Source organism: Pseudomonas kitaguniensis (genome assembly GCF_009296165.1).
Taxonomy (GTDB): domain Bacteria; phylum Pseudomonadota; class Gammaproteobacteria; order Pseudomonadales; family Pseudomonadaceae; genus Aquipseudomonas; species Aquipseudomonas kitaguniensis.
In genome coordinates this window covers 1-25,064 of sequence record NZ_VUAZ01000188.1, presented here as the reverse complement: position 1 = coordinate 25,064, position 25,064 = coordinate 1, and the positions used below count along the sequence as shown (strand labels likewise).

Annotated in this window: 2 protein-coding genes and 1 pseudogene; all 3 read left to right on the top strand. The window is 63.9% G+C overall.

What is annotated here, in order from left to right; all coding sequences use genetic code 11:
- Window positions 1–3,418: non-ribosomal peptide synthetase (locus F0169_RS25700; RefSeq protein ID WP_152747989.1), on the top strand; the 3,418-nt coding region annotated here is incomplete at its 5' end.
- Window positions 3,415–22,907 (top strand): annotated as a pseudogene (locus F0169_RS25695) (amino acid adenylation domain-containing protein). The gene F0169_RS25700 and the pseudogene F0169_RS25695, both read left to right, overlap by 4 nt.
- A 339-nt stretch (window positions 22,908–23,246) precedes the next feature.
- Window positions 23,247–25,064, top strand: a 1,818-nt coding sequence (locus tag F0169_RS25680) for a condensation domain-containing protein (RefSeq protein ID WP_152747986.1), incomplete at its 3' end; no start/stop codon positions are given.

Here is a 25,064-nt window from a genome sequence, read left to right as displayed (position 1 = left end):
CGACCTGCTCAAGGTTGAGCAAGTCGGTCGCCACGACAACTTCTTTGAACTGGGAGGCCACTCGCTGCTCTCCGTGAGCCTGATCGAGCGCATGCGTCAGGCCAGCCTCAGCGCCGACGTGCGGGTGTTGTTCAGCCAACCCACCCTGGCGGCCCTCGCGGCGGCGGTCGGCAGTGGCCGTGAAGTAACAGTGCCAGCCAACCTGATTACGCCTGAGTGCCAGCGCATCACGCCCGAGCTGTTGCCGCTGATCAGCCTGGACCAGGCAGCCATCGAGCATATCGTTGCGCAAATACCCGGCGGTGTGGCCAACGTGCAGGATATTTACGCGCTGGCGCCGTTGCAGGAAGGCATCCTCTACCACCACATCACCGCCGATCAGGGCGACCCGTACCTGCTGCAATCGCAGATGGCGTTCGACAGTCTTGAGCGTTTGCAACAGTTTGTTCAGGCGTTGCAAGGCGTGGTCGACCGTCACGACATCCTTCGCACCGCCATCGTCTGGGAAGGGCTGAGCACCCCGGCGCAAGTGGTAGTGCGCAGCGCCAGGTTGCCGGTGGAGGAGGTCAGCCTTGACCCGGCTGACGGCGACATTTTGCGCCAACTGCACGCGCGTTTTGATGCGCGGCACTACCGCCTGGAGGTTAGCCAGGCACCGTTGATGCGCATGGCCTATGCCGTTGATGAGCGCAACGCGCGCACGGTGGCGGTGCTGTTGTTCCACCACATGGCGCTGGACCACACCGCACTGGAGGTGGTCAGTTGGGAAATGGCCGCCAGCCTGTTGGGTTCGACCGAACCGCTGGCGCCTGCGGTGCCTTACCGCAACTACGTGGCCCAGACACGCCTTGGGGCTGTCGAGCAGGAACACGAAGCGTTCTTTCGCGAGATGCTCGGCGACATTGATGAGCCGACGCTGCCGTTCGGCTTGCAGAATGTGCAGAGCGACGGCAACAGCGTGGCGGAAGTCACGCACACCCTGCCGGCCGACGTGAGCCTGCGCCTGCGGGCGGCGGCGCGCACCCTCGGTGTCAGCGTGGCGAGCCTGTTCCACCTGGCCTATGCACGTGTGTTGGGCGCTGTGTCGGGCAAGCACAACGTGGTATTTGGCACAGTACTGGTGGGGCGCATGCAGGGCGGCGAAGGGGCCGACCGCGCGCTGGGGATGTTCATCAATACCTTGCCGCTGCGCGTCGACCTCGATCAACACAGCGTGCGCGAGGGCGTGCGTGCTACCCACGCGCGCTTGTCGGCATTGCTCGGGCATGAGCATGCATCACTCTCGCTCGCGCAGCGTTGCAGTGGCGTGGTCGCGCCGTCGCCGCTGTTCAGCGCGATGCTCAATTATCGTCACAGCGCCAGTGACGGCGTGATGCACCAGACCCGTGATGCGTGGGTGGGCATCGAAACGCTGGCCAGCGAAGAACGCACCAACTACCCGCTGGCCCTGAACGTGGATGACCAAGGCGACAGCTTCCGCTTGAACGTACAGGCCGTCGCGGTGGATGCCCAGCGTGTGCTGAACTATGTGCAACAGGCCTTGCAAAACCTGGTGCACGCGCTGGAACACGCGCCGCACAGCGCGTTGCAGCAATTGGCGGTGCTACCGGCCGCAGAGCGCGAAACCCTGCTGGCGGGGTTCAACGACACCGCCCGCGATTACCCGCTGCAACAGACCCTGCACGGCCTGTTTGAGGCGCAGGTTTTACGCACGCCGGACGCCGTCGCGGTGTCGGCGGGCGCGCAACACCTGACTTATCGGCAGCTTAACGAACGCGCCAACCAGCTCGCCCATCACCTGCGCGAACACGGCGTACAGCCGGATTCACGCGTGGCGATCTGCGTCGAGCGCAGCCATCGGATGGTCACGGGCTTGCTGGCGATTCTCAAGGCGGGCGGCAGCTACGTGCCGCTGGACCCGGCCTATCCGCCGGAACGCCTGGCCTACATGCTCGAAGACAGCGCCCCGGCGGTGGTGCTGTTGGAGGGTGCCACGCGTGATGTGCTCGGTGACATCGGCGTGCCGCTGGTGGACCTGGATCACGTCACGTGGCAGCACCATCTGGCCAGTAACCCGAGGGTTGCCGAGTTGCGCCCGCAACACGCGGCCTACGTCATCTACACCTCCGGTTCCACCGGCAAGCCCAAGGGCGTGATCAACGAACACAGCGCGGTGGTCAACCGCCTGCTGTGGATGCAGGAAGCGTACGGCCTGAATGCCAGCGATACAGTGCTGCAGAAAACCCCGTTCAGCTTCGACGTGTCGGTGTGGGAGTTCTTCTGGCCGCTGTGCACCGGCGCGCGCCTGGTCATGGCGCGCCCTGAAGGCCACAAAGACCCGGCTTACCTGTGCGAGATCATCGAGGCCGAACGCGTCACCACGCTGCACTTTGTGCCGTCGATGCTCGACGTGTTCCTGGCCCACGGTGATGTCAGCCAGGCCGCCGGGCTGTTGCGCGTAATGTGCAGCGGCGAGGCGTTGCCGGGCAGTGTGGTACGCCGCTTCAAGCAGCAACTGCCGGCCAGCGGCTTGTTCAACCTTTATGGCCCCACTGAAGCCGCGGTCGACGTCAGCGCCTGGGATTGCAGCGGGCCGCTCACGCCGGACAACACGCCAATCGGCAAGGCCATCGCCAATACTCAACTGTACGTGCTGGATGAACACCTGCAACCGGTGCCGCTGGGCGTCAGCGGCGAGCTGTTTATCGGCGGCGTGCAGGTTGCCCGTGGCTACCTGAACCGTCCCGAGCTGACCGCCGAACGCTTCCTCGATGACCCGTTCAGCACTGGCCGCCTGTACCGCACCGGTGACGTGGCGCGCTTCCTGCCCGACGGCAACATTGAATACCTGGGCCGTAACGACGACCAAGTGAAGATCCGTGGCTTGCGCATCGAGCTGGGGGAAATCCAGGCGCGCCTCGGCGAATTCCCGCAGGTCAAGGAAGCCACAGTGCTCGCCCGCGAAGACGTGCCGGGCGACAAGCGCCTGGTGGCGTACTACACCGGCGAACCGGCCGAGACTGCGGCGCTGCGCGCGCACCTGCTGGCGCAATTGCCCGACTACATGGTGCCGCAGGTGTTCGTGCACCTGGCGGCGCTGCCGTTGAGCCCCAACGGCAAGCTCGACCGCAAGGCACTGCCGGCGCCGGACATGGCGGCGTTGAGCGGCCGTGAGTATGAGGCGCCGGTGGGTGACACCGAAATCTCGCTGGCCACGCTGTGGGCCGAATTGTTGAACGTTGACCGGGTTGGCCGGCATGACCATTTCTTTGAACTGGGCGGCCACTCATTGCTGGCCGTCAGCCTGATCGGGCGGTTACGCCAGGAAGGCATCGATGCGAACGTCAAGGCGCTGTTCGAGCAACCCACGCTCTGGGAATACGCCGAAATTACAGAAAGAATGGAGATGGTCCTGTGAGTGTTCTCGAACTGTTGGCGACATTGAAAGAAAAAGACGTACAGCTTTCCGTCAAGGGTGATCAACTCGTTGTGCAGGGCAACAAGCAGGCGCTGAAGGAGCCCGCTGTGCTGGCGTCACTGCGTGAGCACAAAGCGGCATTGATTGCGCTGATCAATGCCGGTGAGTACCACGCCGAACGCGCAGGCCAGGTCAGCATACCGCCTAACCTGATCCCCGCCGACTGCACGCACATCACCCCGGACATGCTGCCACTGGCGACGCTGGATCAACCGAGCATCGAGCGCATCGTCGCGTGCATCCCCGGCGGTGCCGCCAACGTGCAGGACATTTACCCGCTGGCGCCGCTGCAATCGGGCATCTTGTTCCATCACCTGTCTGCGCAGCAGGGCGACCCGTACGTGCTGCAGTGCATGATCGGCATGCACAACCGCGAGTGCCTGGAAGACTTCAACCAGGCCTTGCAACACGTGATCGATCGGCATGATGCGTTTCGCACTGCGGTGCTCTGGGACGGGCTGCCAGAACCCCAGCAAGTGGTGTTGCGCCACGCCCGCCTGGTGGTTGAAGAGGTGGCGCTGGACCCGGCCGATGGCGATATTCGCGAGCAATTGGAACAGCGTTTCGACACCCGGCATTACCGCCTCGACATCAGCCAGGCCCCGTTGATTCGCATTGCCTGCGCGCAAGACCCGGCCAACGGTCGCTGGCTGGCCTTGCTGATGCTTCATCACATTATTTCCGACCACGCCGCGTTGGCGGTGCTGCAGCATGAAATCCAGCAGCACCTGATGGGCCAGGCTGCGCAACTCGGCAAGCCGGTGCCGTATCGCAACTACGTGGCCCAGGCGCGCCTGGGTGTCAGCGAAGCGCAGCATGAAGCGTTTTTTCGCGAGATGCTCGGCGACGTCGACGTGCCGACACTGCCGTTGGGCCTGGCGGACGTGCAGGGCGATGGCAACGTGCTGCAAGAAGCCTCGTTGGCAGTGCCGGCAGCGCTGGGCGTGCGCCTGCGCGCTCAGGCCCGGCAGCAAGGTGTGAGCACCGCCAGTCTGTGTCACCTGGCGTGGGCGCAGGTGCTGGCGGCGGTGACCGGCAACCAGCGGGTGGTGTTCGGCACGGTGTTCCTCGGGCGGATGGACAGCGGCGAAGGCGCCGAGCATGCCCTCGGCATGCTGATCAACACCCTGCCGCTGCGCGTCGACATCGCTGAGCAAACTGCACAGGCCGCCGTCAAGGCAACCCATGCCCGGCTGACGGCCTTGCTTGGGCATGAACACGCGCCGCTGGTGCTGGCACAACGGTGCAGCGCGGTCGCCGCGCCACAACCGCTATTCAGTGCGTTGCTCAACTATCGGCACAGCGCGGCGGCCGCGGCCACCGAGCAGGCACAGAGCGCCTGGCGCGGCATCGAGTTTTTCCACACCGAAGAGCGCACCAACTACCCGCTGACCCTGAGTGTCGATGAACTCAGCGACGGCTTTAGCTTCACCGTGCTGGCACTGCCGATGCTCGGCGCGCAACGTTTCTGTGCGTACATGCACACCGCCCTTGAGCATCTGGTGCAAGCGCTGGAGCAGGGCGCGGCAGTGCCTGTCAACCAACTGCCGGTGTTGCCTGCGGCTGAGCGTCAACAGGTGCTCGAAGGGTTTAACCAGACCCAGGCCGACTACCCGCGCGGGCTGACCATCCACCAGCGCATCGAGCAGCAAGTGCTGCGTAGCCCGCAGGCGCTCGCGGTGGTGTATGACGGGCAGGCGCTGTCGTATGCCGAACTCAACCAACACGCCAACCATTTGGCGTACCAACTGATCGAGCTCGGTGTGCAGCCGGATGACCGTGTGGCGATTTGCGCGCGGCGCAGCCTCGAAACGCTGGTGGGCCTGGTCGCCATCCTCAAGGCCGGCGCCGCCTATGTGCCGGTCGACCCGGCGCACCCGCTGGACCGTATCGGCTATCTGCTCGAAGACAGCGCCCCGGTTGCGGTGCTGGTACAGCCCGATCTGGCCGAGCGTTTGCCGACCTTGCAGGTGCCGGTGCTGCCACTCGACAGCCGCCTGTTGCAACACGAGGCGCTGCACAACCCGCACATCACCGACCTGACCCCGGCGCACCTGGCGTATGTGATTTACACCTCAGGCTCCACCGGCCTGCCCAAGGGCGTGATGGTCGAGCACCAGACCCTGGAAAACCTGGTGAACTGGCATTGCGCAGCGTTTGCCCTGGAGCCGGGCAGCCACACCTCCAGCGTCGCCGGTTTCGGCTTCGACGCCATGGCCTGGGAAGTCTGGCCGGCACTGTGCGCAGGCGCAACGCTGCACTTGCCACCGGCTGCGCAAGGCAACGAAGACATTGATGCCTTACTCGCTTGGTGGCTGGCCCAGCCGCTGGACGTGAGCTTTTTGCCGACGCCGGTGGCCGAGTACGCCTTCAGCCAGAACCTGCAGCACCCGACCCTCAAGACCTTGCTGATCGGCGGCGATCGCCTGCGCCAATTCAGCCAGGCGCAGCGTTTTACCCTGGTCAACAACTACGGCCCGACCGAAGCCACGGTGGTCGCGACTTCCGGCGTGATCGAAGCCGGGCACACCTTGCACATCGGCAAACCGGTGGCCAACGCGCAGGCCTACCTGCTCGACGCGCAACTCAAGCCGGTGCCGTTGGGCGTGGCCGGCGAGCTGTATGTCGGCGGTGCCGGCGTGGCACGCGGTTACCTGAACCGCGCCGAAATGACTGCCGAACGCTTCCTCGACGACCCGTTCAGCAGCGCGCCGAACGCGCGCATGTACCGCACCGGCGACCTCGCGCGTTGGCTGCCGGACGGCAGCCTGGACTACCTGGGGCGTAACGACGACCAGGTGAAAATCCGTGGCGTGCGTATCGAACTCGGCGAAATCGAGACCTGCCTGGGCGCACACCCCGAAGTCAAGGAAGCGGTGGTACTGGCCCGCGACGGGCGACTGATCGCCTACTTCACCGAGCGCACTGCGCTGAACATCGAAGCCCTGCGCAGTTATCTGCAGGCGCAACTGCCGGACTATATGGTGCCGGCCGCCTACGTGCGTCTGGGCAGCCTGCCGCTGACCGCCAACGGCAAACTGGACCGCAAGGCGCTGCCGCAACCCGACCAGGAAGCACTGCTCAGCCGTGATTATGTGGCACCGCTGGGCGAGGTCGAAACCGCCTTGGCGCAGCTCTGGGCCGAGGTGCTCAAGGTTGAGCGCGTGGGGCGCCACGACCACTTCTTCGAACTGGGCGGGCATTCACTGTTGGCGGTGAGCCTGGTCAGCCGCATGCGCCAGGCGGGCTTGAACGCCGACGTGCGTGTGCTGTTCAGCCAACCGACGCTGGCGGCTTTGGCTGCGGCCGTTGGCCAAGGCCGCGAAGTCACGGTAGAACCGAACCGTATTCAACAAGGTTGCCAGCGCATTACCCCGTCGTTGCTGTCTTTGATCACGCTGGACCAGGCGAGTATCGACCGGGTTGTCGACACGGTGCCGGGCGGCGCCGCCAACGTCCAGGAGATCTACCCGCTGGCACCGTTGCAGGAAGGCATTCTTTACCACCACCTCAGCGCCGAGCAGGGCGACCCGTACCTGTTGCAAGCGCGTTTCGCCTTTGCCGACGCGCAACGTTTGCAGGTGTTTGTGCAGGCCTTGCAGGCCGTGATCGACCGGCATGACATCCTGCGCACGGCAATTGTGCTGGAAGGCCTCGAATCACCCGTGCAAGTGGTTTGGCGCAAGGCCGAGCTGGGCGTGCAAAGCGTGCCGCTGGACTCGGCAGACGGCGACGTGCTGGCGCAACTGGAGCAGCGTTTCGGGGCGCGTAACCATCGCCTGGAGCTGGCCAAGGCGCGCTGATGCACCTGGTGTATGCCGAGGACCCGGCCAACCAGCGCATCGCGGCGATCCTGTTGTTCCACCACATTGCCCTGGACCATACCGCGCTGGACGTGGTGAGCCAGGAAATGCAGGCCTATCTGTTGGACCCGAGCGCTGAACTGGCGGAGCCGGTGCCGTACCGCAATTACGTGGCGCAGGCGCGTTTGGGCGTCAGCGAGCAGGAGCACGAGGCGTTCTTCCGCGACGTATTGGGCGACATCGAAGAACCGACCTTGCCGTTCGGCCTGCAAGATGTGCAGGGCGATGCGCAGGCTATCGAAGAGGCGCACCTGGCGATTGACCCGCAACTGAACCGGCGCCTGCGCAGCCAGTTGCGTCACTTGGGGGTGAGTGCCGCCAGCGTGTTTCACTTGGCGTGGGCGCAGGTCCTGGCCGGTGTGACCGGCAAGCAAAATGTGGTGTTCGGCACCGTGTTGATGGGCCGTATGCTTGGCGGTGAAGGCGCTGAGCGCGCGTTGGGCATGTTCATCAATACCTTGCCGTTGCGCATTGATGTGGACAGCCGCGATGCCCGTGCGGGTGTGCGCCAGACCCATGCGCGCCTCAGCGCATTGCTCGGCCATGAGCATGCGTCGCTGGCGCTGGCGCAACGTTGCAGCCAGGTGGCGGCGCCGTTGCCGCTGTTCAGTGCGTTGCTCAACTACCGTCATAGCCACGCCGGCAACCCCTCGACGCCGGCGCTGCAAGCCTGGCAAGGCATGCAAGGGCTCGGCGGCGAAGAGCGCACCAACTACCCGCTGACCTTGAACGTTGACGAGTGGGGCGACGGTTTCAGCCTGACGGTGTTGACCCTTGCACAGGTCGGCGCGCAACGCGTGTGCGGGTTTGTGCAGCAGGCACTGGAACAGTTGGTGCAGGCGTTGGAGCAAGCGTGCAATACGCCGCTGCACTCACTGGCGATATTGCCTGCGGATGAGCGCGCGCAGGTCGTGGAAGGTTTTAACGCCACGGCTCGGGAGTTTCCGGCAGCGAAGACCGTGTACGCGATTTTCGAAGCAATCGCGAGCGCACAACCGGCGGCGCTGGCCGCTGTGCAGGGCGAGCAACGCGTGGCCTACGCCGAGCTGAATACGCGGGCCAACCAGTTGGCGCATCACTTGATCGGCCTAGGTGTGCAACCGGGCGACAGCGTGGCGATTTTGCTCGAGCGTTCCGTGGATTTGCTGGTGAGCCAACTGGCGATCAGTAAGTGCGCAGCGGTTTACGTGCCGCTGGACGTCAACGCGCCCGCCGACCGTCAGGGCTTTATGATTCAGGACAGCGGCGCGCATTGGTTACTCACGGCGACGTCGATTGAGGTGCCCCAGGGTGCCCGTCGTCTGGATCTGGATACGCTGGACCTTGGTCACTCGCCTGATCACAACCCGGCAATCGAGCAATCAGCCGAAACAGCGGCGTACATCATGTACACCTCCGGCTCCACTGGCACGCCCAAAGGCGTGCTGGTCCCGCACCGTGCAATCACGCGGCTGGTGATCAACAACGGCTACGCCGAGTTCAACCAACATGACCGCGTAGCCTTCGCTTCAAACCCGGCTTTCGACGCCAGCACCCTGGACGTATGGGCACCGCTGCTGAATGGCGGCGCGGTCATCGTCGTCGATCATGACGTATTGCTGTCGCAACAGGCATTTGCCGATTTGCTCAGTGTTGAAGCAGTCAATGTGCTGTGGATGACCGCTGGCCTGTTTCATCAATACGCCGAGGGTCTGTTGCCGATTTTCGCCAAGCTGCGCTACTTGATCGTGGGCGGCGACGTGCTGGACCCGAGCGTGATCGCCCGGGTGCTCAAAGACGGCGCACCGCAACACTTGCTCAACGGCTACGGCCCGACCGAAGCCACTACGTTCTCGACCACCTATGAAATCACGCGGGCAGACGAGGGCAGCATTCCGATTGGCCGCCCGGTCGGCAACAGCCGCGCCTACGTGCTGGATGCGCGCCAACAACCCGTGCCGGTGGGCGTCACCGGCGAGCTGTATATCGGCGGCCAAGGCGTAGCGTTGGGCTACTTGAACCGTGCGGACCTCACCGCAGAGAAATTCCTCGCCGACCCGTTCAGCGACGCGGGCCTGATGTACCGCACTGGCGACCTGGTAGCGTGGCGTGCCGACGGCATCTTGCAGTACCAGGGGCGTAACGACCAGCAAGTAAAAATCCGTGGTTTCCGCATCGAACTCGGTGAAATCGAAACCCTTTTGGGCGAACACCCGCAGGTCAAGGACGTGGTGGTACTGGCGCGTGAAGACGAGCCAGGGCATAAACGTTTGGTGGCGTATTTCACCGAGCGTGCCAACGTTGAAATCGAAGCACTGCGCGACCATCTGCAAGCGCAGTTGCCGGATTACATGGTGCCCGCCGCCTATGTGCGCCTGGACAGCCTGCCGCTGACCAACAACGGCAAGGTCGACCGCAAGGCGCTGCCGCTGCCGGATCAAGACGCGCTACTCAGCCGTGGTTACGAAGCGCCACAAGGTGAAGTGGAAAACGTTCTCGCACACATCTGGGCGGACGTACTCAAGATCGAGCGAATCGGTCGTCACGACAACTTCTTCGAACTCGGCGGCCATTCGCTGCTGGCGGTTAACCTGATCGAACGCATGCGCCAGGCCAGCCTCAGCGCCGACGTGCGCGTGCTGTTCCGCCAACCCACACTGGCAGCCCTCGCGGCGGCGGTCGGCAGTGGCCGCGAAGTGACGGTGCCGGCCAACCTGATTACGCCTGAGTGCCAGCGCATCACGCCCGAGCTGTTGCCGCTGATCAGCCTGGACCAGGCAGCCATCGAGCATATCGTTGCGCAAATACCCGGCGGCGTGGCCAACGTGCAGGATATTTACCCGTTGGCGCCGTTGCAGGAAGGCGTGCTCTACCACCACATCCGTGCCGAAAGCGGCGACCCATACCTGCTGCAATCGAGCTATGGCTTTGACAACCTTGAGCGTTTCCAGGCGTTTGCCGAAGTGCTGCAGGCGGTAATCGACCGCCACGACATCTTGCGCACCAGCCTGGTCTGGGAAGGCTTGCAAAACCCGGTGCAAGTGGTCTGGCGCAAGGCTCGCCTGGCGGTCCAGGAAATGCTGCCCGACAGCTCGGGCGCGGACGTCGTGACGCAGTTACGCGAGCGTTTTGATGCGCGGCATTATCGCCTCGACCTGACCCAGGCGCCGCTGATGCGCATCCACTACGCGCACGACCAGGCCAACCAGCGTGTGGTTGCGTTGCTGATGTTCCATCACCTGGTCATGGACCACACCGCGTTGGACGTGGTGCAACAGGAAATGCGTCTGTTCCTGCTCGGGCAGGCACAGCAACTGGGCCAGGCGGTGCCGTACCGCAATTACGTGGCGCAGGCGCGGTTGGGCAGCACGGACGCGGAGCATGAGCGGTTCTTTAGCGAGATGCTCGGCGATATCGACGAACCCACCTTGCCGTTCGGTATGCAGGACGTGCAGGGCGATGGGCATGGCGTAGGCGAAGCCACGCACTTGTTGGAGGTCGGCTTGAGCCTGCGTCTGCGAGAGCAAGCGCGCCTGGCAGGCGTGAGTGCCGCCAGCCTGTTTCACCTGGCCTGGGCGCGGGTGCTGGGCAGCTTGTCGGCTCGCCAGCACGTGGTGTTCGGCACCGTGTTGCTGGGCCGCATGCAAGGCGGTGAAGGCGCCGACCGCGCGTTGGGGATGTTTATCAACACCTTGCCGCTGCGCGTGGATGTCGATGCCGCCAGCGTGCGTTCAGCGGTCAAGTCCACGCATGCGCGCCTCACGGCGTTGCTCGGGCACGAGCATGCTTCGCTGGCATTGGCCCAGCGTTGCAGCGGCGTGCCGGCCAGCACGCCGTTGTTCAGCGCGTTGCTCAACTACCGGCACAGCGCCGTGGCGGACGCCGCCGCTGCAACGGACGAGGCGTGGCACGGCATGTACTTTTTGCATGCCGAGGAGCGCACCAACTACCCGATCACGCTGAGCGTGGATGACTTGGGTGAGCAATTTAATCTCAGTGCGTTGGTGGTGTCGCCGATCGGTGCCCAACGGATGTGCGACTATCTGCTGACCACGGTGGAGCAGTTGGTGCAGGCACTTGAACAGGCGCCGAATACGCCGTTGGACCAATTGGCCGTGTTGCCGGCGGCGGAAAGCCAACAAGTGCTGGGCGAATTTAATGCGACGGCGCGTGTTTACCCCGATACGCAAGCGATTCATGCGCTATTTGAGTCGCGTGTCGCCGCCACGCCGGATGCACTGGCGGTTGTGCATGGCGAGCAGTCTGTGAGCTATGCGCAGTTGAACCTGCGCGCCAACCAACTGGCGCATCACCTGATCAGTTTGGGCGTGGTCCCCGGTGACAGCGTGGCGATCTTGCTGGAGCGTTCCGTGGATTTGCTGGTGAGTCAGTTGGCGATCAGTAAGTGCGCAGCGGTTTACGTACCGTTGGACGTCAACGCGCCCGCCGAGCGTCAGGGCTTTATGATTCAGGACAGCGGTGCGCACTGGTTACTCACGGCGACGTCGATTGAGGTGCCCGAGGGCGCCCATCGTCTGGATCTGGACACTCTGGACCTTGGCCACTCGCCTGATCACAACCCGGCAATCGAGCAATCAGCCGAGACAGCGGCGTACATCATGTACACCTCCGGCTCCACTGGCACGCCGAAAGGTGTTTTGGTGCCGCACCGGGCAATCACGCGCCTGGTGATCAACAACGGTTACGCCGAGTTCAACCAACATGACCGCGTAGCCTTCGCTTCAAACCCGGCTTTCGACGCCAGTACGCTCGACGTTTGGGCACCGCTGCTGAATGGCGGCGCGGTCATTGTCGTCGATCATGACGTGCTGCTGTCGCAACAGGCATTTGCCGATTTGCTCAGCGCTCAAGCGGTGAATGTGCTGTGGATGACCGCCGGTTTGTTCCATCAATACGCTGAGGGTTTGTTGCCGATCTTCGCGACACTTCGCTATCTGATTGTCGGTGGCGATGTGCTCGACCCGAGCGTGATCGCGCGGGTGCTCAAAGACGGCGCACCGCAGTATTTGCTCAACGGCTACGGCCCGACCGAAGCCACTACGTTCTCGACCACCTATGAAATCAAACGGGCAGACGAGGGCAGCATTCCGATTGGCCGCCCGGTCGGCAACAGCCGCGCCTACGTGCTGGATGCGCGCCAACAACCCGTGCCGGTGGGCGTCACTGGCGAGCTGTATATCGGCGGCCAAGGCGTAGCGTTGGGCTACTTGAACCGTGCGGACCTCACCGCAGAGAAATTCCTCGCCGACCCGTTCAGCGCCGCTGGCTTGATGTACCGCACTGGCGACCTGGTGGCCTGGCGTGCCGACGGCACCTTGCAGTACCAGGGGCGTAACGACCAGCAAGTAAAGATCCGTGGTTTCCGCATCGAACTCGGTGAAATCGAAACCCTTTTGGGCGAACACCCGCAGGTCAAGGACGTGGTGGTACTGGCGCGTGAAGACGAGCCAGGAAACAAACGTTTGGTGGCGTATTTCACTGAGCGTGCCAACGTTGAAATCGAAGCACTGCGCGACCATTTGCAAGCGCAGTTGCCGGATTACATGGTGCCCGCCGCCTATGTGCGCCTGGACAACCTGCCGCTGACCAACAACGGCAAAGTCGACCGCAAGGCGCTGCCGCTGCCGGATCAAGACGCGCTACTCAGCCGAGGTTACGAAGCACCGCAAGGTAAAGTGGAAAATGTTCTCGCACACATCTGGGCGGATGTACTCAAAATCGAGCAAGTCGGTCGTCACGACAACTTCTTCGAACTCGGCGGCCACTCATTGCTGGCGGTTAACCTGATCGAACGCATGCGCCAGGCCAACCTCAGCGCCGACGTGCGCGTGCTGTTCAGCCAACCCACCCTGGCGGCCCTTGCGGCGGCGGTGGGCAGCGGCCGTGAAGTGAGGGTGCCGGCCAACCTGATTACGCCTGAGTGCCAGCGCATCACGCCCGAGCTGTTGCCGCTGGCGGACCTTGATCAATCGGCCATCGACCGCATCGTTGCAACGGTGCCGGGCGGCGTGGCCAATGTGCAGGATATTTACGCGCTGGCGCCGTTGCAGGAAGGCATCCTCTACCACCACATCATGGCGGAGCAGGGCGACCCGTACCTGTTGCAGTCGCAACTGGAATTCGACAGCGTTGAGCGCGTGCAGGACTTCGCCCAAGCCTTGCAACACGTGGTCAACCGGCATGACATCCTGCGTACCGGCGTGGTCTGGGAAGACCTGGCCAGCCCGGCGCAGGTGGTGTGGCGCGAGGCACGTTTGCCGGTGGAAGAGGTCAACCTCAACCCGGCTGACGGCGACATTCTGGGCCAGTTGCACGCGCGTTTCGATGCGCGGCATTACCGCCTGAATGTCAGCCAGGCGCCGCTGATTCGCCTGGTGTATGCCGAGGACGCGGCCAACCAACGCGTGGTGGCGATCCTGTTGTTCCATCACCTGGCACTCGACCATACCGCGCTGGAAGTGGTGAGCGAAGAAATGCAGGCCAGCCTGCTCGGGCTAACCGAGCCGCTGGCGGCGCCGATTCCATACCGCAACTACGTGGCGCAGGCGCGTTTGGGCCTCAGTGAGCAAGAGCACGAGGCGTTCTTCAGTGACATGCTCGGCGACATTGATGAGCCGACGCTGCCGTTCGGTTTGCAGGATGTACAAGAAGAAGGGCATGCCATTCGTGAGGCGTCGTTTACCCTCGACGCCGGGTTGAGCCTGCGCCTGCGGGCTCGGTCGCGCCAGTTGGGGGTCAGCGCTGCCAGCCTGTTCCATCTGGCGTGGGCCAAGGTGCTCGGGAGTATTGCCGACTCACGCAAGGTGGTGTTCGGCACCGTGCTGATGGGCCGCATGCAGGGCGGCGATGGCGCTGATCGCGCGCTGGGCATGTTCATCAATACCCTGCCGCTGCGCGTCGACATCGATGGCCTGGGCGTGCAAGCCGCCGTCAAGGCGACCCATGCACGCTTGACTGGCCTGCTCGGCCACGAACACGCGTCGCTGGCGTTGGTGCAGCGTTGCAGCGGGGTGGCGCAATCGACGCCGCTGTTCAGTGCGCTGCTCAACTATCGGCATAGCCCGGCGACGGATACGCCGATCAGCGCCGACATCGCGCAGGCATGGCGCGGCATGCGCTTTCTGACGTCCGAGGAGCGCACCAACTACCCGATAAGCCTGAGTGTGAATGACTTGGGGGCGGGCTTCAGCCTCGATGCCTTGACGGTCGCCTCTGTCGATCCGCAACAGGTCTGCGGTTTTCTGGTCACGCTTATCGAGCAACTGGTGGATGCGCTGGAGCACGCGCCACAGCGCTCGCTGGACAGCCTGTCGATTCTGTCACCGGCACAAACCCGCCAACTGTTGGTGGATTTCAACGCCAGCGACGCCGACTACCCGCGTGACACCAGCGTGGTGCAGATGATCGAGGCGCATGCGCGTCAAACGCCGCACGCCATTGCGCTGGTGCTGGGTGACCACGCCGTCAGCTATGCCGAACTGAATCAGCACGCCAACCAGATTGCTCATCACCTGCAAAGCCTCGGCGCCAAGGCGGACACGCGTATTGCGATCTGCATGGAGCGCAGCCCGCAGATGGTTGTCGGGTTACTCGGCATCCTCAAATCCGGTGCCTGCTACGTGCCGCTCGACCCTGAGTACCCGGCGCAGCGCCTCGCGTTTGCGCTGGAAGACAGCCAGCCGCTGGCGGTGCTGGTGCATGCGCCGACCCGCGCGGTGCTGGCGGGCAGCGCGATTGCGCTGGTTGACGTGGACGCTGAGCATTTGCTGAATCAGCCGACTCACAACCCGGCGCCGGTGGCAGGCCCGAACGACCTCGCGTATGTGATCTTCACCTCCGGTTCCACCGGCCGCCCCAAAGGCGTGATGGTCGAACACGGCTCGCTGGTCAACCACATCGCCTGGCAGGCCCGCACCTTTGGTTTTGATGCCAACGAGCGAATCTTGCAGCGCACCTCGGTGGCCTTCGATGCGTCGGTCTGGGAGATCTGGACCCCGCTGGCCATCGGCGCGCGCCTGGTGCTGTTGCCGGCGCACGCTTCAAGGGATGTCGAGCAAATGGCGCGCACGCTGGTCGAGCAGCAGGTCAGCGTCGCGCAGTTTGTGCCGAGCCTGTTGCGCCTGTTGGTGCAACTGCCAGCGCCTGCGGTGCAGTGCCGTTACCTGTTCAGCGGCGGTGAAGCGCTGGAACCGCAACTGGCGATGCAGGCCCGCGCGCTGACCACTCACGGCATCGTCAACCTGTACGGGCCTACCGAGGCGACCATCGACAGCACGTCATGGACCTGCGATGGCAACGCTGTGGTGGAATCGGTGCCGATTGGCAGGCCGATCGCCAACGCGCGTGCCTATGTACTCGACAGCCGCTTGCAGCCAGTGGCGATTGGCGTTGCCGGTGAGCTGTACATCGGCGGCGCCGGTGTCGCACGCGGTTACCTGGGGCGTGATGACCTGACGGCCGAACGTTTCCTGCCGGACCCGTTCAGCGGTAGCGGGCGCCTGTACAAGACCGGCGACCTGGTGCGCTACCTGGCTGACGGCACCTTGGAATACCTGGGGCGCAATGACGACCAGGTCAAGCTGCGTGGCTTGCGCATCGAGCTGGGTGAAATCGAAGTGCGTCTGGCGGCGCATCCGAGCGTGCAAGAGGCCGTGGTGCTGGTGCGCGACGAGCGTCTGGTCGCCTATTGCACGCCACGCGAGGCGCAGGTTCAGATTGATGTTGAAGCGCTGCGCGAGCATGTGCAGCAGCATCTGCCGGCCTACATGGTGCCGCAGGCTTATGTGGTTCTTGCTGAGTTGCCACTCAGCCCCAACGGCAAGCTGGACCGCAAGGCATTGCCGGAGCCGGGCATGCAGTCGGTGATCAGCCGGGGTTATGAAGCACCCATAGGTGAGGTCGAAACACGGCTGGCGAACATCTGGGCCGAGGTGCTCAAGGTTGAACAAGTCGGTCGGCATGACCACTTCTTCGAGCTGGGCGGGCATTCGCTGTTGGCGGTCGGCCTGATCGGGCGCATGCGCCAGGCAGGCCTGAGCGCGACATTCGCGTGCTGTTCAACCAGCCGACGCTGGCAGCGCTAGCGGCTGCCGTGGGCAGCGGGCGCGAGGTCGCGGTGCCGGCGAACGCTATTCCGCAGGGCTGCACGCACATCACGCCGAACCTGCTGCCGCTGGTGACGCTGGACCAGCCGAGCATCGACCGCATCGTCGCGACCGTTGCGGGCGGGGCGGCCAACGTGCAAGACATTTACCCGTTGGCGCCGCTGCAAGAGGGCATTCTTTACCACCATATCAGCGCCGAAGAGGGCGACCTTTACATCCAGCAAGGGCAATTCGCCTTTGCCAACCTTGAGCGTATGCAGTGCTTCGCGCAGGCGTTGCAGCAGGTGATCGACCGCCACGACGTATTGCGTACCGGGTTTGTCTGGGAAGGCCTGGAACACCCGGTTCAAGTGGTGTGGCGCAAGGCCCAAATGCAGGTTCGGGCGCTGCACCTTGACCCGCGCGACGGTGATATTGCCGAGCAACTGGCGGCGCAGGTTGACCCGCGCCGCCACCGCCTGGATGTCAGCCGCGCGCCGCTGATGCAGTTGGTCTACGCCGAGGACGAGGCTGGCCAGCGCGTGGTCGCCACGCTGTTGTTCCACCACACGATCATGGACCACATGGCCATGGACGTGGTGTGGCGTGAGATGCAAGCCTTCCTGATGGGCGAGGGCGACACGCTGAGTGCGTCGGTGCCGTATCGCAACTATGTGGTGCAAACGCGCCTCGCCAGCCGTGAGCAGGAACACGAGGTGTTTTTCCGTGACATGCTCGGCGACATCGACGAGCCGACGCTGCCGTTTGCGCTGCGCGATGTGCGCGCCGATGGTTACGACATCGATGAGGTCGATTTGGCCCTTGATACCGGCCTGAGCCAGCGCCTGCGGGCACTCACGCGAAAAAACGGGGTTACGCCTGCCAGCGTGTTTCACTTGGCCTGGGCCCGCGTGTTGGGGGTGGTTGCCAGCACCGAGCGGGTGGTCTTCGGCACGGTGATGATGGGCCGCTTGCAGGGCGGTGAAGGCGCCGACCGTGCGATTGGCATGTTCATTAACACCTTGCCGTTGCGCGTCGACATCTCACAGGTCGGGGTGCTGGACGCGGTCAAAACCACGCATGCGCGACTCTCGGGCTTGCTCGCTCACGAGCTGGCATCGTTGGCCCACGTGCAACGCTGCAGCGGCGTGCCGCAATCGATGCCGCTGTTCAGTGCATTATTCAACTACCGGCATACGCCGACCGACAGCGCCGAGGTCAGTCAAGCGGTGGTGCAGGCGTGGCAAGGCATGCACATGTTGCACTCGCGCGAGCGCTCCAACTACCCGCTGACCCTGAGCGTCAACGATTTGGGCGAGGCCTTCAGCCTGAGTGCGCTGGCGCTGACCTCAATTGGTGCGCAACGTATCTGCGACTATGTGAACATCGTTGTCGAACAACTGGTCGAGGCGCTGGAGCACGCGCCGCAGACGCCGATGAACAGCCTGTCGATCCTGCCCGCCAGCGAGCGCGAGCAACTGCTCGCAGGCTTCAACGACACGCGTTTCGACTACGCGCACGGCTTGACCATTCACCAGCGCTTCGAACTGCAAGTGGCGCTGTACCCGCATGCAATCGCAGCGGTCTATCAGGCGCAAAGCCTCACGTATACCGAGCTGAACCGGCAGGCCAACCAGTTGGCACACCAACTGATCGAACTCGGCGTGCGGCCCGATGACCGTGTGGCGATCTGTGCCCGGCGCAGCCTGGAAATGCTCGTCGGCCTGGTGGCGATTCTCAAGGCCGGTGCCGCGTACGTGCCGATTGACCCGGCGCACCCGGCGGAGCGCTTGAGTTACCTGCTCAGCGACAGCGCGCCGGTGGCCGTGTTGATCCAACCGGCGCTGGCCCAGCGCCTGCCAGCGGTGACGGTGCCGGTACTCGAGCTGGACAGCCGCCTGTGGCAAGGCCCGACGAAGGGCAACCCGCAAGTCTACGGGTTGACCCCTGCGAACCTCGCCTACGTGATCTACACCTCCGGCTCCACCGGCTTGCCCAAAGGCGTGATGGTGGAACACCAGACGCTGGAAAACCTGGTGGATTGGCACTGCGATGCGTTTGACCTGACGCACGCCAGCAACACCTCCAGCGTCGCCGGTTTTGGCTTCGACGCCATGGCGTGGGAAGTCTGGCCGACGCTGTGCTCGGGGGCGACGCTGTACCTGCCGCCGGCACAAGACGGCAGTGAAGACATCGATGCGCTGCTTGAATGGTGGATGGCGCAGCCGCTTGACGTCAGCTTCCTGCCGACGCCGGTGGCCGAATATGCTTTCAGCCAGAACCTTGAACACCCGACCCTCAAGACCCTGTTGATCGGCGGTGACCGCCTGCGTCAGTTCAACACGCCGCAGCGTTTTAACCTGGTCAACAACTACGGCCCGACCGAGGCCACGGTGGTCGCCACGTCCGGGCGGGTTGAGGCCGGCCAGGTGTTGCACATCGGCAAGCCGGTGACCAATACCCAGGTGTACCTGCTTGATGAACATCAGCAGCCGGTGCCATTGGGTGTGGCGGGCGAGCTGTATGTGGCCGGCGCCGGGGTGGCACGTGGTTACCTGAACCGTGCGCAAATGACCGCCGAACGTTTCCTCAAGGACCCGTTCAGCAGCAACCCGGCTGCACGCATGTACCGCACCGGTGACTTGGCGCGCTGGCTGGCGGACGGCACCCTGGATTACTTGGGCCGTAACGACGACCAGGTAAAAATCCGTGGTGTGCGTATCGAACTCGGTGAAATCGAAACCCGCCTGGGCGAGCATGCGCAGGTGCGCGAAGCCGTGGTGCTGGCGCGTGAAGGGCGCTTGGTGGCTTACTTTACCGAGACTCAGCCGCTGGACATCGAGGTGCTGCGCAACTGGCTGCAAACGCAGTTGCCGGAGTACATGGTGCCGGCCGCCTATGTGCGCCTGGAAAGCCTGCCGCTGACCGCCAACGGCAAGCTCGACCGCAAGGCGTTGCCGGAGCCGGGGCTGGACGCGCTGCTCAGCCGTGGTTATGAAGCGCCGCGCGGCGAGGTGGAAACTACCCTGGCGCAGATATGGGCGGACGTGCTCAAGCTGGAACAGGTGGGCCGTCACGACAACTTCTTCGAGTTGGGCGGGCATTCGTTGCTGGCGGTCGGTTTGGTTGAGCGTATGCGCCAGGCCGGTTTGCAGGCTGACGTGCGCGTGCTGTTCAGCCAGCCAACCCTGGCGGCGCTGGCGGCCGCGGTGGGCGCCGACCACGAAGTGGCCGTACCGGCCAATCGCATTGCCCACGACTGCACGCATATCACGCCGGACCTGTTGCCACTGGCCACACTGGATCAGGCGAGCATCGAGCGTATCGTCGCCAGCGTGCCGGGTGGCGTCGCCAACGTGCAGGACATTTATGCGCTGGCGCCGTTGCAGGAAGGCCTGTTGTATCACCACATCAGCGCCGAACACGGCGACCCGTACCAGCAACATGTGCTGTTCGCGTTTGACAGCCGCCAACGCTTCGACGCGTTCGCGCAGGCCTTGCAACAGGTCATCGCGCGTCACGACATATTGCGTACCGCGCTGTTCTGGGAGCAACTGGAAGCACCGGTGCAAGTGGTGTGGCGTGAGGCGCCGCTGGACGTGCAAGAGTTCGTCGCGCAACGCGGCGATGTGCTGGCGCAGTTGCGTGAACACTTCAGCCTTAACCGCCACCGTATGGACATCCGCCGCGCACCGATGATGCACCTCGGGTTTGCGCACGACCCGCAGCAGCAGCGCTGGGTCGGCATGCTTTCGTTTCACCACTTGGTCAACGACGCAACGTCGATGGGCGTGCTGGCGCAAGAAATCGAAGCGCACATGAGCGGGCACGAGCAGCAGCTCGGGGCGTCGGTGCCTTACCGCAACTACGTGGCACAGGCACGCCAGGGCAAGGACCGCGCGCCCATGAGGGGTTCTTCGGCGAGATGCTGGGCGATGTCGATGAACCGACCCTGCCGTTCGGGGTGCAACAGATCGACGCTGCGCGCGATGCCAGCGAAGAGGCGGAGCACTGGTTGGGCGCGGCGTTCAGCCAGCGGTTGCGTCAGCAGGCGCGGCAGTTGGGCGTGAGTGCGGCCAGCCTGTATCACTGGGTTTGGGCGCAGGTGGTGGGCGCGGTGTCGGCCAGCGACGACGTGGTCTTCGGCACCGTGTTGCTCGGCCGCTTGCAGGCCGGTGACGGTGCGGATCGTTCGTTGGGCATGTTCATCAACACCTTGCCACTGCGCGTGCGCCTGGCGGACGAAAGCCTCAGCGCGGCGGTGAAACACACCCACGTGGCGTTGAGCCAATTGCTCGCGCACGAGCATGCCTCGCTGACCCTGGCGCAGCGTTGCAGTGGCGTGGCCGCACCGGCGCCGTTGTTCAGCGCGTTGCTCAACTACCGTCACGGTTCGACCACGGTTAACCAAGGCCGGCGCGCCGCGTGGGAAGGCATTGAAATGCTCGGCGGCGAAGGGGTCGACAGTTATCCGTTGATCCTGTCGGTGGATGACGTGGGCGAGGACTTCCGGGTCAATGCCCTGGCACCGCGTTCGGTGGGCGCCCAGCGCGTGCTCGGGTATGTGTGCAACGTGCTGAACGGTTTGGTGGACGCGCTGGAGCAGGCACCGCATACGGCCACACGCCGCGTGTCGATTCTGCCGGCACACGAACGCCTGCAACTGGTGCAGACATTCAACGCGACGCAACGTGACTACCCAAGCAGCGAACCGCTGCACCGGGTGTTCGAGGCGCAGGCACAGGCTCGCCCGGACGCGCTGGCCGCGGTGCATGGCGAACAACGCGTCAGCTATGGCGAATTGAACGCGCGTGCCAACCGTCTGGCGCATCACTTGATCGGCCTTGGCGTCAAGCCAGGCGCGAGCGTTGCAGTGGCGCTGGCGCGTTCGATTGACCTGCTGGTCAGCCAACTGGCAATCAGCAAATGCGCGGCAGTGTATGTGCCGCTGGACATCAATGCGCCGGTTGAACGCCAAGCCTTTATGGTCAGCGACAGCGCGGCGGCGTTGCTGCTCAGCCACGCACATCAGACGCTGACGTTTGACGTGCCGCGCGTCGACCTGGATGGCCTGAACCTAGACCACTCGCCGTTGCATAACCCGGCGCTTGAGCAAAGCGCCGAGACCGCGGCGTACATCATGTACACCTCTGGCTCCACCGGCACGCCCAAAGGCGTGCTGGTGCCACACCGGGCGATCACGCGGTTGGTGATCAACAACGGCTATGCCGAGTTCAATGCGCATGACCGTGTGGCGTTTGCATCTAACCCGGCGTTCGACGCGAGTACGCTGGAGGTGTGGGCGCCGCTGCTGAATGGCGGCGCGTGGTAGTGGTCGATCAGCACGTGCTGTTGTCCCGCAGCGGTTTTGCCGAGCTGTTGCAGGCGCAATCGGTCAGCGTGTTGTGGATGACCGCAGGCTTGTTCCATCAATACGCCGAAGGGCTGTTGCCGGTGTTCGCGCAACTGCGCTACCTGATCGTCGGTGGCGACGTGCTCGACCCCAGCGTGATTGTGCGCGTGCTCAAGGAGGGCGCACCGCAGCACTTGCTCAACGGTTATGGCCCGACTGAGGCGACGACGTTCTCGACCACCCACCGGATTACGCGGGCGGACGAGGGCAGCATTCCTATCGGGCGGCCAGTTGGTAACAGCCGCGCCTACGTGCTGGATAACCATCAGCAACCGGTGCCGGTGGGTGTCACCGGCGAGCTGTATGTCGGTGGCCAGGGTGTTGCGCTGGGCTACTTGAACCGTGCCGAGCTGACGGCGCAGACGTTCCTCAGCGACCCGTTCAGTGGCGGCGGCCTGATGTACCGCACCGGCGACCTGGTGGCGTGGCGCGCCGACGGTACGTTGCAGTACCAGGGGCGTAACGACCAGCAAGTGAAAATCCGCGGTTTCCGTATCGAGCTGGGAGAAATCGAAACCCGCCTGGCCGGTTGCCCAGGCGTCAAGGACGCCGTGGTCCTCGCGCGCCAGGACGCGCCGGGGCACAAGCGTCTGGTGGCCTACTTCACCGAGCGTGAGGCATTGGACATCGAGGTGCTGCGCACGCGTCTGCAGGGGCAACTGCCGGAATACATGGTGCCTTCGGCCTATGTACGCCTGGACAGCCTGCCGCTGACCAACAACGGCAAGGTCGATCGCAAGGCCCTGCCGGTGCCGGACCATGAGGCGTTGCTGAGCCGTGTTTACGAGGCGCCGCAAGGGCCGGTGGAAGTGGCATTGGCGCAGTTGTGGTCGCAGGTACTCAAGGTAGAGCAGGTGGGGCGGCATGACCACTTCTTTGAATTGGGTGGGCATTCATTGTTGGCCGTCAGCCTGGTGGAGCAGATGCGCAAGCAAGGCCTGGATGCCGACCTGCGCGTGCTGTTGGCGCAGCCGACGCTGGCCGGCATGGCCGCGGCGGTCGGCAAGGTAGAACACCTGGAGGTGCCGCAGTCGAGCGTGCCGACGCTCGAACGCAAACGCCGGATTTAATCAACGCGCCTGGCGGCCTTCGGGCCGACCAGGCGCTTTGCATTGCCCAGGTACAGCGTCAAACCGCCACACACCAAGGCTCGCGTTTTGCCTGCGAACACCTTGCCCCCCCGCAGTTGTCCCTGCTTCCTATGACAGACACCTCCCCACCGATGTTTTAGTTTTCCTGCGCAGTGGGAAGCCCCAGAGCGCGCGCTCAACCCATGCTCTTTTTGAACCTGACGGCTACAGCATTTGGCCCATGAAGGCCCAAACGCTGCTGTTCGACGCTCGGACATTACGTTGCATCTGAAGCCGGACTTTCTCGTCACCGTTTCCGAATCTTAAGCAGGTTACAAAATGCACTTCAGCGAATTGATGGCAGTTCTTTCAACCCACGCGATCCACCTGCAACGTGAAGGGGATGACCTGGTTATCCTGGGCGACGATGAGGGGCTCGACGATGAGCTGTTCGACAACCTGCGCAAGCACAAGGCGCAATTGCTTGAGTTGATTGGCCGCAACGGTGGTGACTGGGTCAGCCCGGCGTATCGCATCACCCCGCAGATGCTGCCGCTGGCAGCGCTCGATCAAGCCAGCATCGACCGCATCGTCGAGGCTGTGCCCGGTGGCGTGGGCAACGTCAAGGACATCTATCCGCTGGCGCCGTTGCAGGAAGGCATGCTGTACCACCATTTGTCCGCCGAACAGGGCGACCCTTACCTGCTGCAAGCGCACTACGCTTTTGACAGCCGCGAACGCCTTGAAAGCTTCACTCAGGCGCTGCAATACGTGGTGCAGCGCCATGACATTTTGCGCACCACCGTGGTTTGGGAAAGCCTCGATGAACCGGTACAGGTGGTGCTGCGCAAGGCCACGCTGGTCAGCGAAGAGGTGCACCTGGCGCCGCGTGACGGTGACGTGCTGAGCCAACTGCAAGCGCGCTTCGATGCGCGCACTTACCGTTTGGATATTCGCCAGGCGCCAATGATGCGTGTGGCCTTCGCCGAAGACTCGCCGAACCAGCGCTGGGTGGCCGTGCTGTTGTTTCACCACATGGCGCTGGACCACACCGCGATGGACGTGGTGTTGCGCGAAATGCAGGCGTTCCTGCTGGGGCTGACCGAGCACTTGGGCGAGCCGGTGCCGTACCGCAACTATGTAGCGCAGGCGCGTCTTGGGGTCAGCGAACAACAGCACGAAACGTTCTTTCGCGAGATGCTCGGTGACATCGACGAGCCAACCCTGCCGTTCGGTCTGCAGGACGTGCAGGGCGACGGCCACGGCATCGAAGAAAGCCGCTTGATGGTTGAGCCCGGCCTGAGCCAGCGGCTGCGTGCGCAGGCGCGGCAACTCGGGGTGAGTGCCGCCAGCGTGATGCACCTGGCCCTGGCGCAGGTGCTGGGCAAGGTGTCTGGCCGCCACGAAGTGGTGTTCGGCACCGTATTGTTGGGGCGCATGCACGCGGGCGAGGGCTCGGACCGTGCCCTTGGGATGTTCATCAATACCTTGCCGTTGCGCGTCAGCGTGGGCGAGCAAAGTGTGCGCAGCGGCCTCAAGCTGACACATGATCGCCTGACCGCCTTGCTTAAACACGAGCACGCCTCGCTGGCCCTGGCCCAGCGCTGCAGCGCCGTGGCAACCCCGACGCCGTTGTTCAGCGCGATGCTCAACTACCGTCACAGTGCCTCTGGCGGCAGCGCCGAAGCCGAGTCCGCCTGGGCCGGCATGCAAGCCTTGGGCGCGGAAGAACGCACCAACTACCCGTTGACCGTCAACCTTGATGACCTCGGCGACGACTTCCATATCACGATTCTGGCGGATGTCGGGATCGGCGCCGCGCGTGTTGCGCACTACTTGCACGCCGCGCTGGAAAGCCTGGTGGTCGCGCTTGAGCAAACGCCGGATGCGCCATTGCAGAGCCTCGGCATTTTGCCCGCCACCGAGCGCCAACACCTGTTGCACCACTGGAACAGCACCGACGCCGTGTTTGCCGACAGCGCGCTGATCCACAGCCAAGTCGAAGCGCAGGCGGCCGCACAGCCGGACGCAATCGCCGTACTGTTTGAAGGCGAGGCCCTCAGCTACGGTGAATTGAACCGCCGCGCCAACCAGCTCGCACACCACCTGCTGAGCCTCGGCGTGCGCCCGGATGAGCGCGTGGCGATCTGCGTCGAG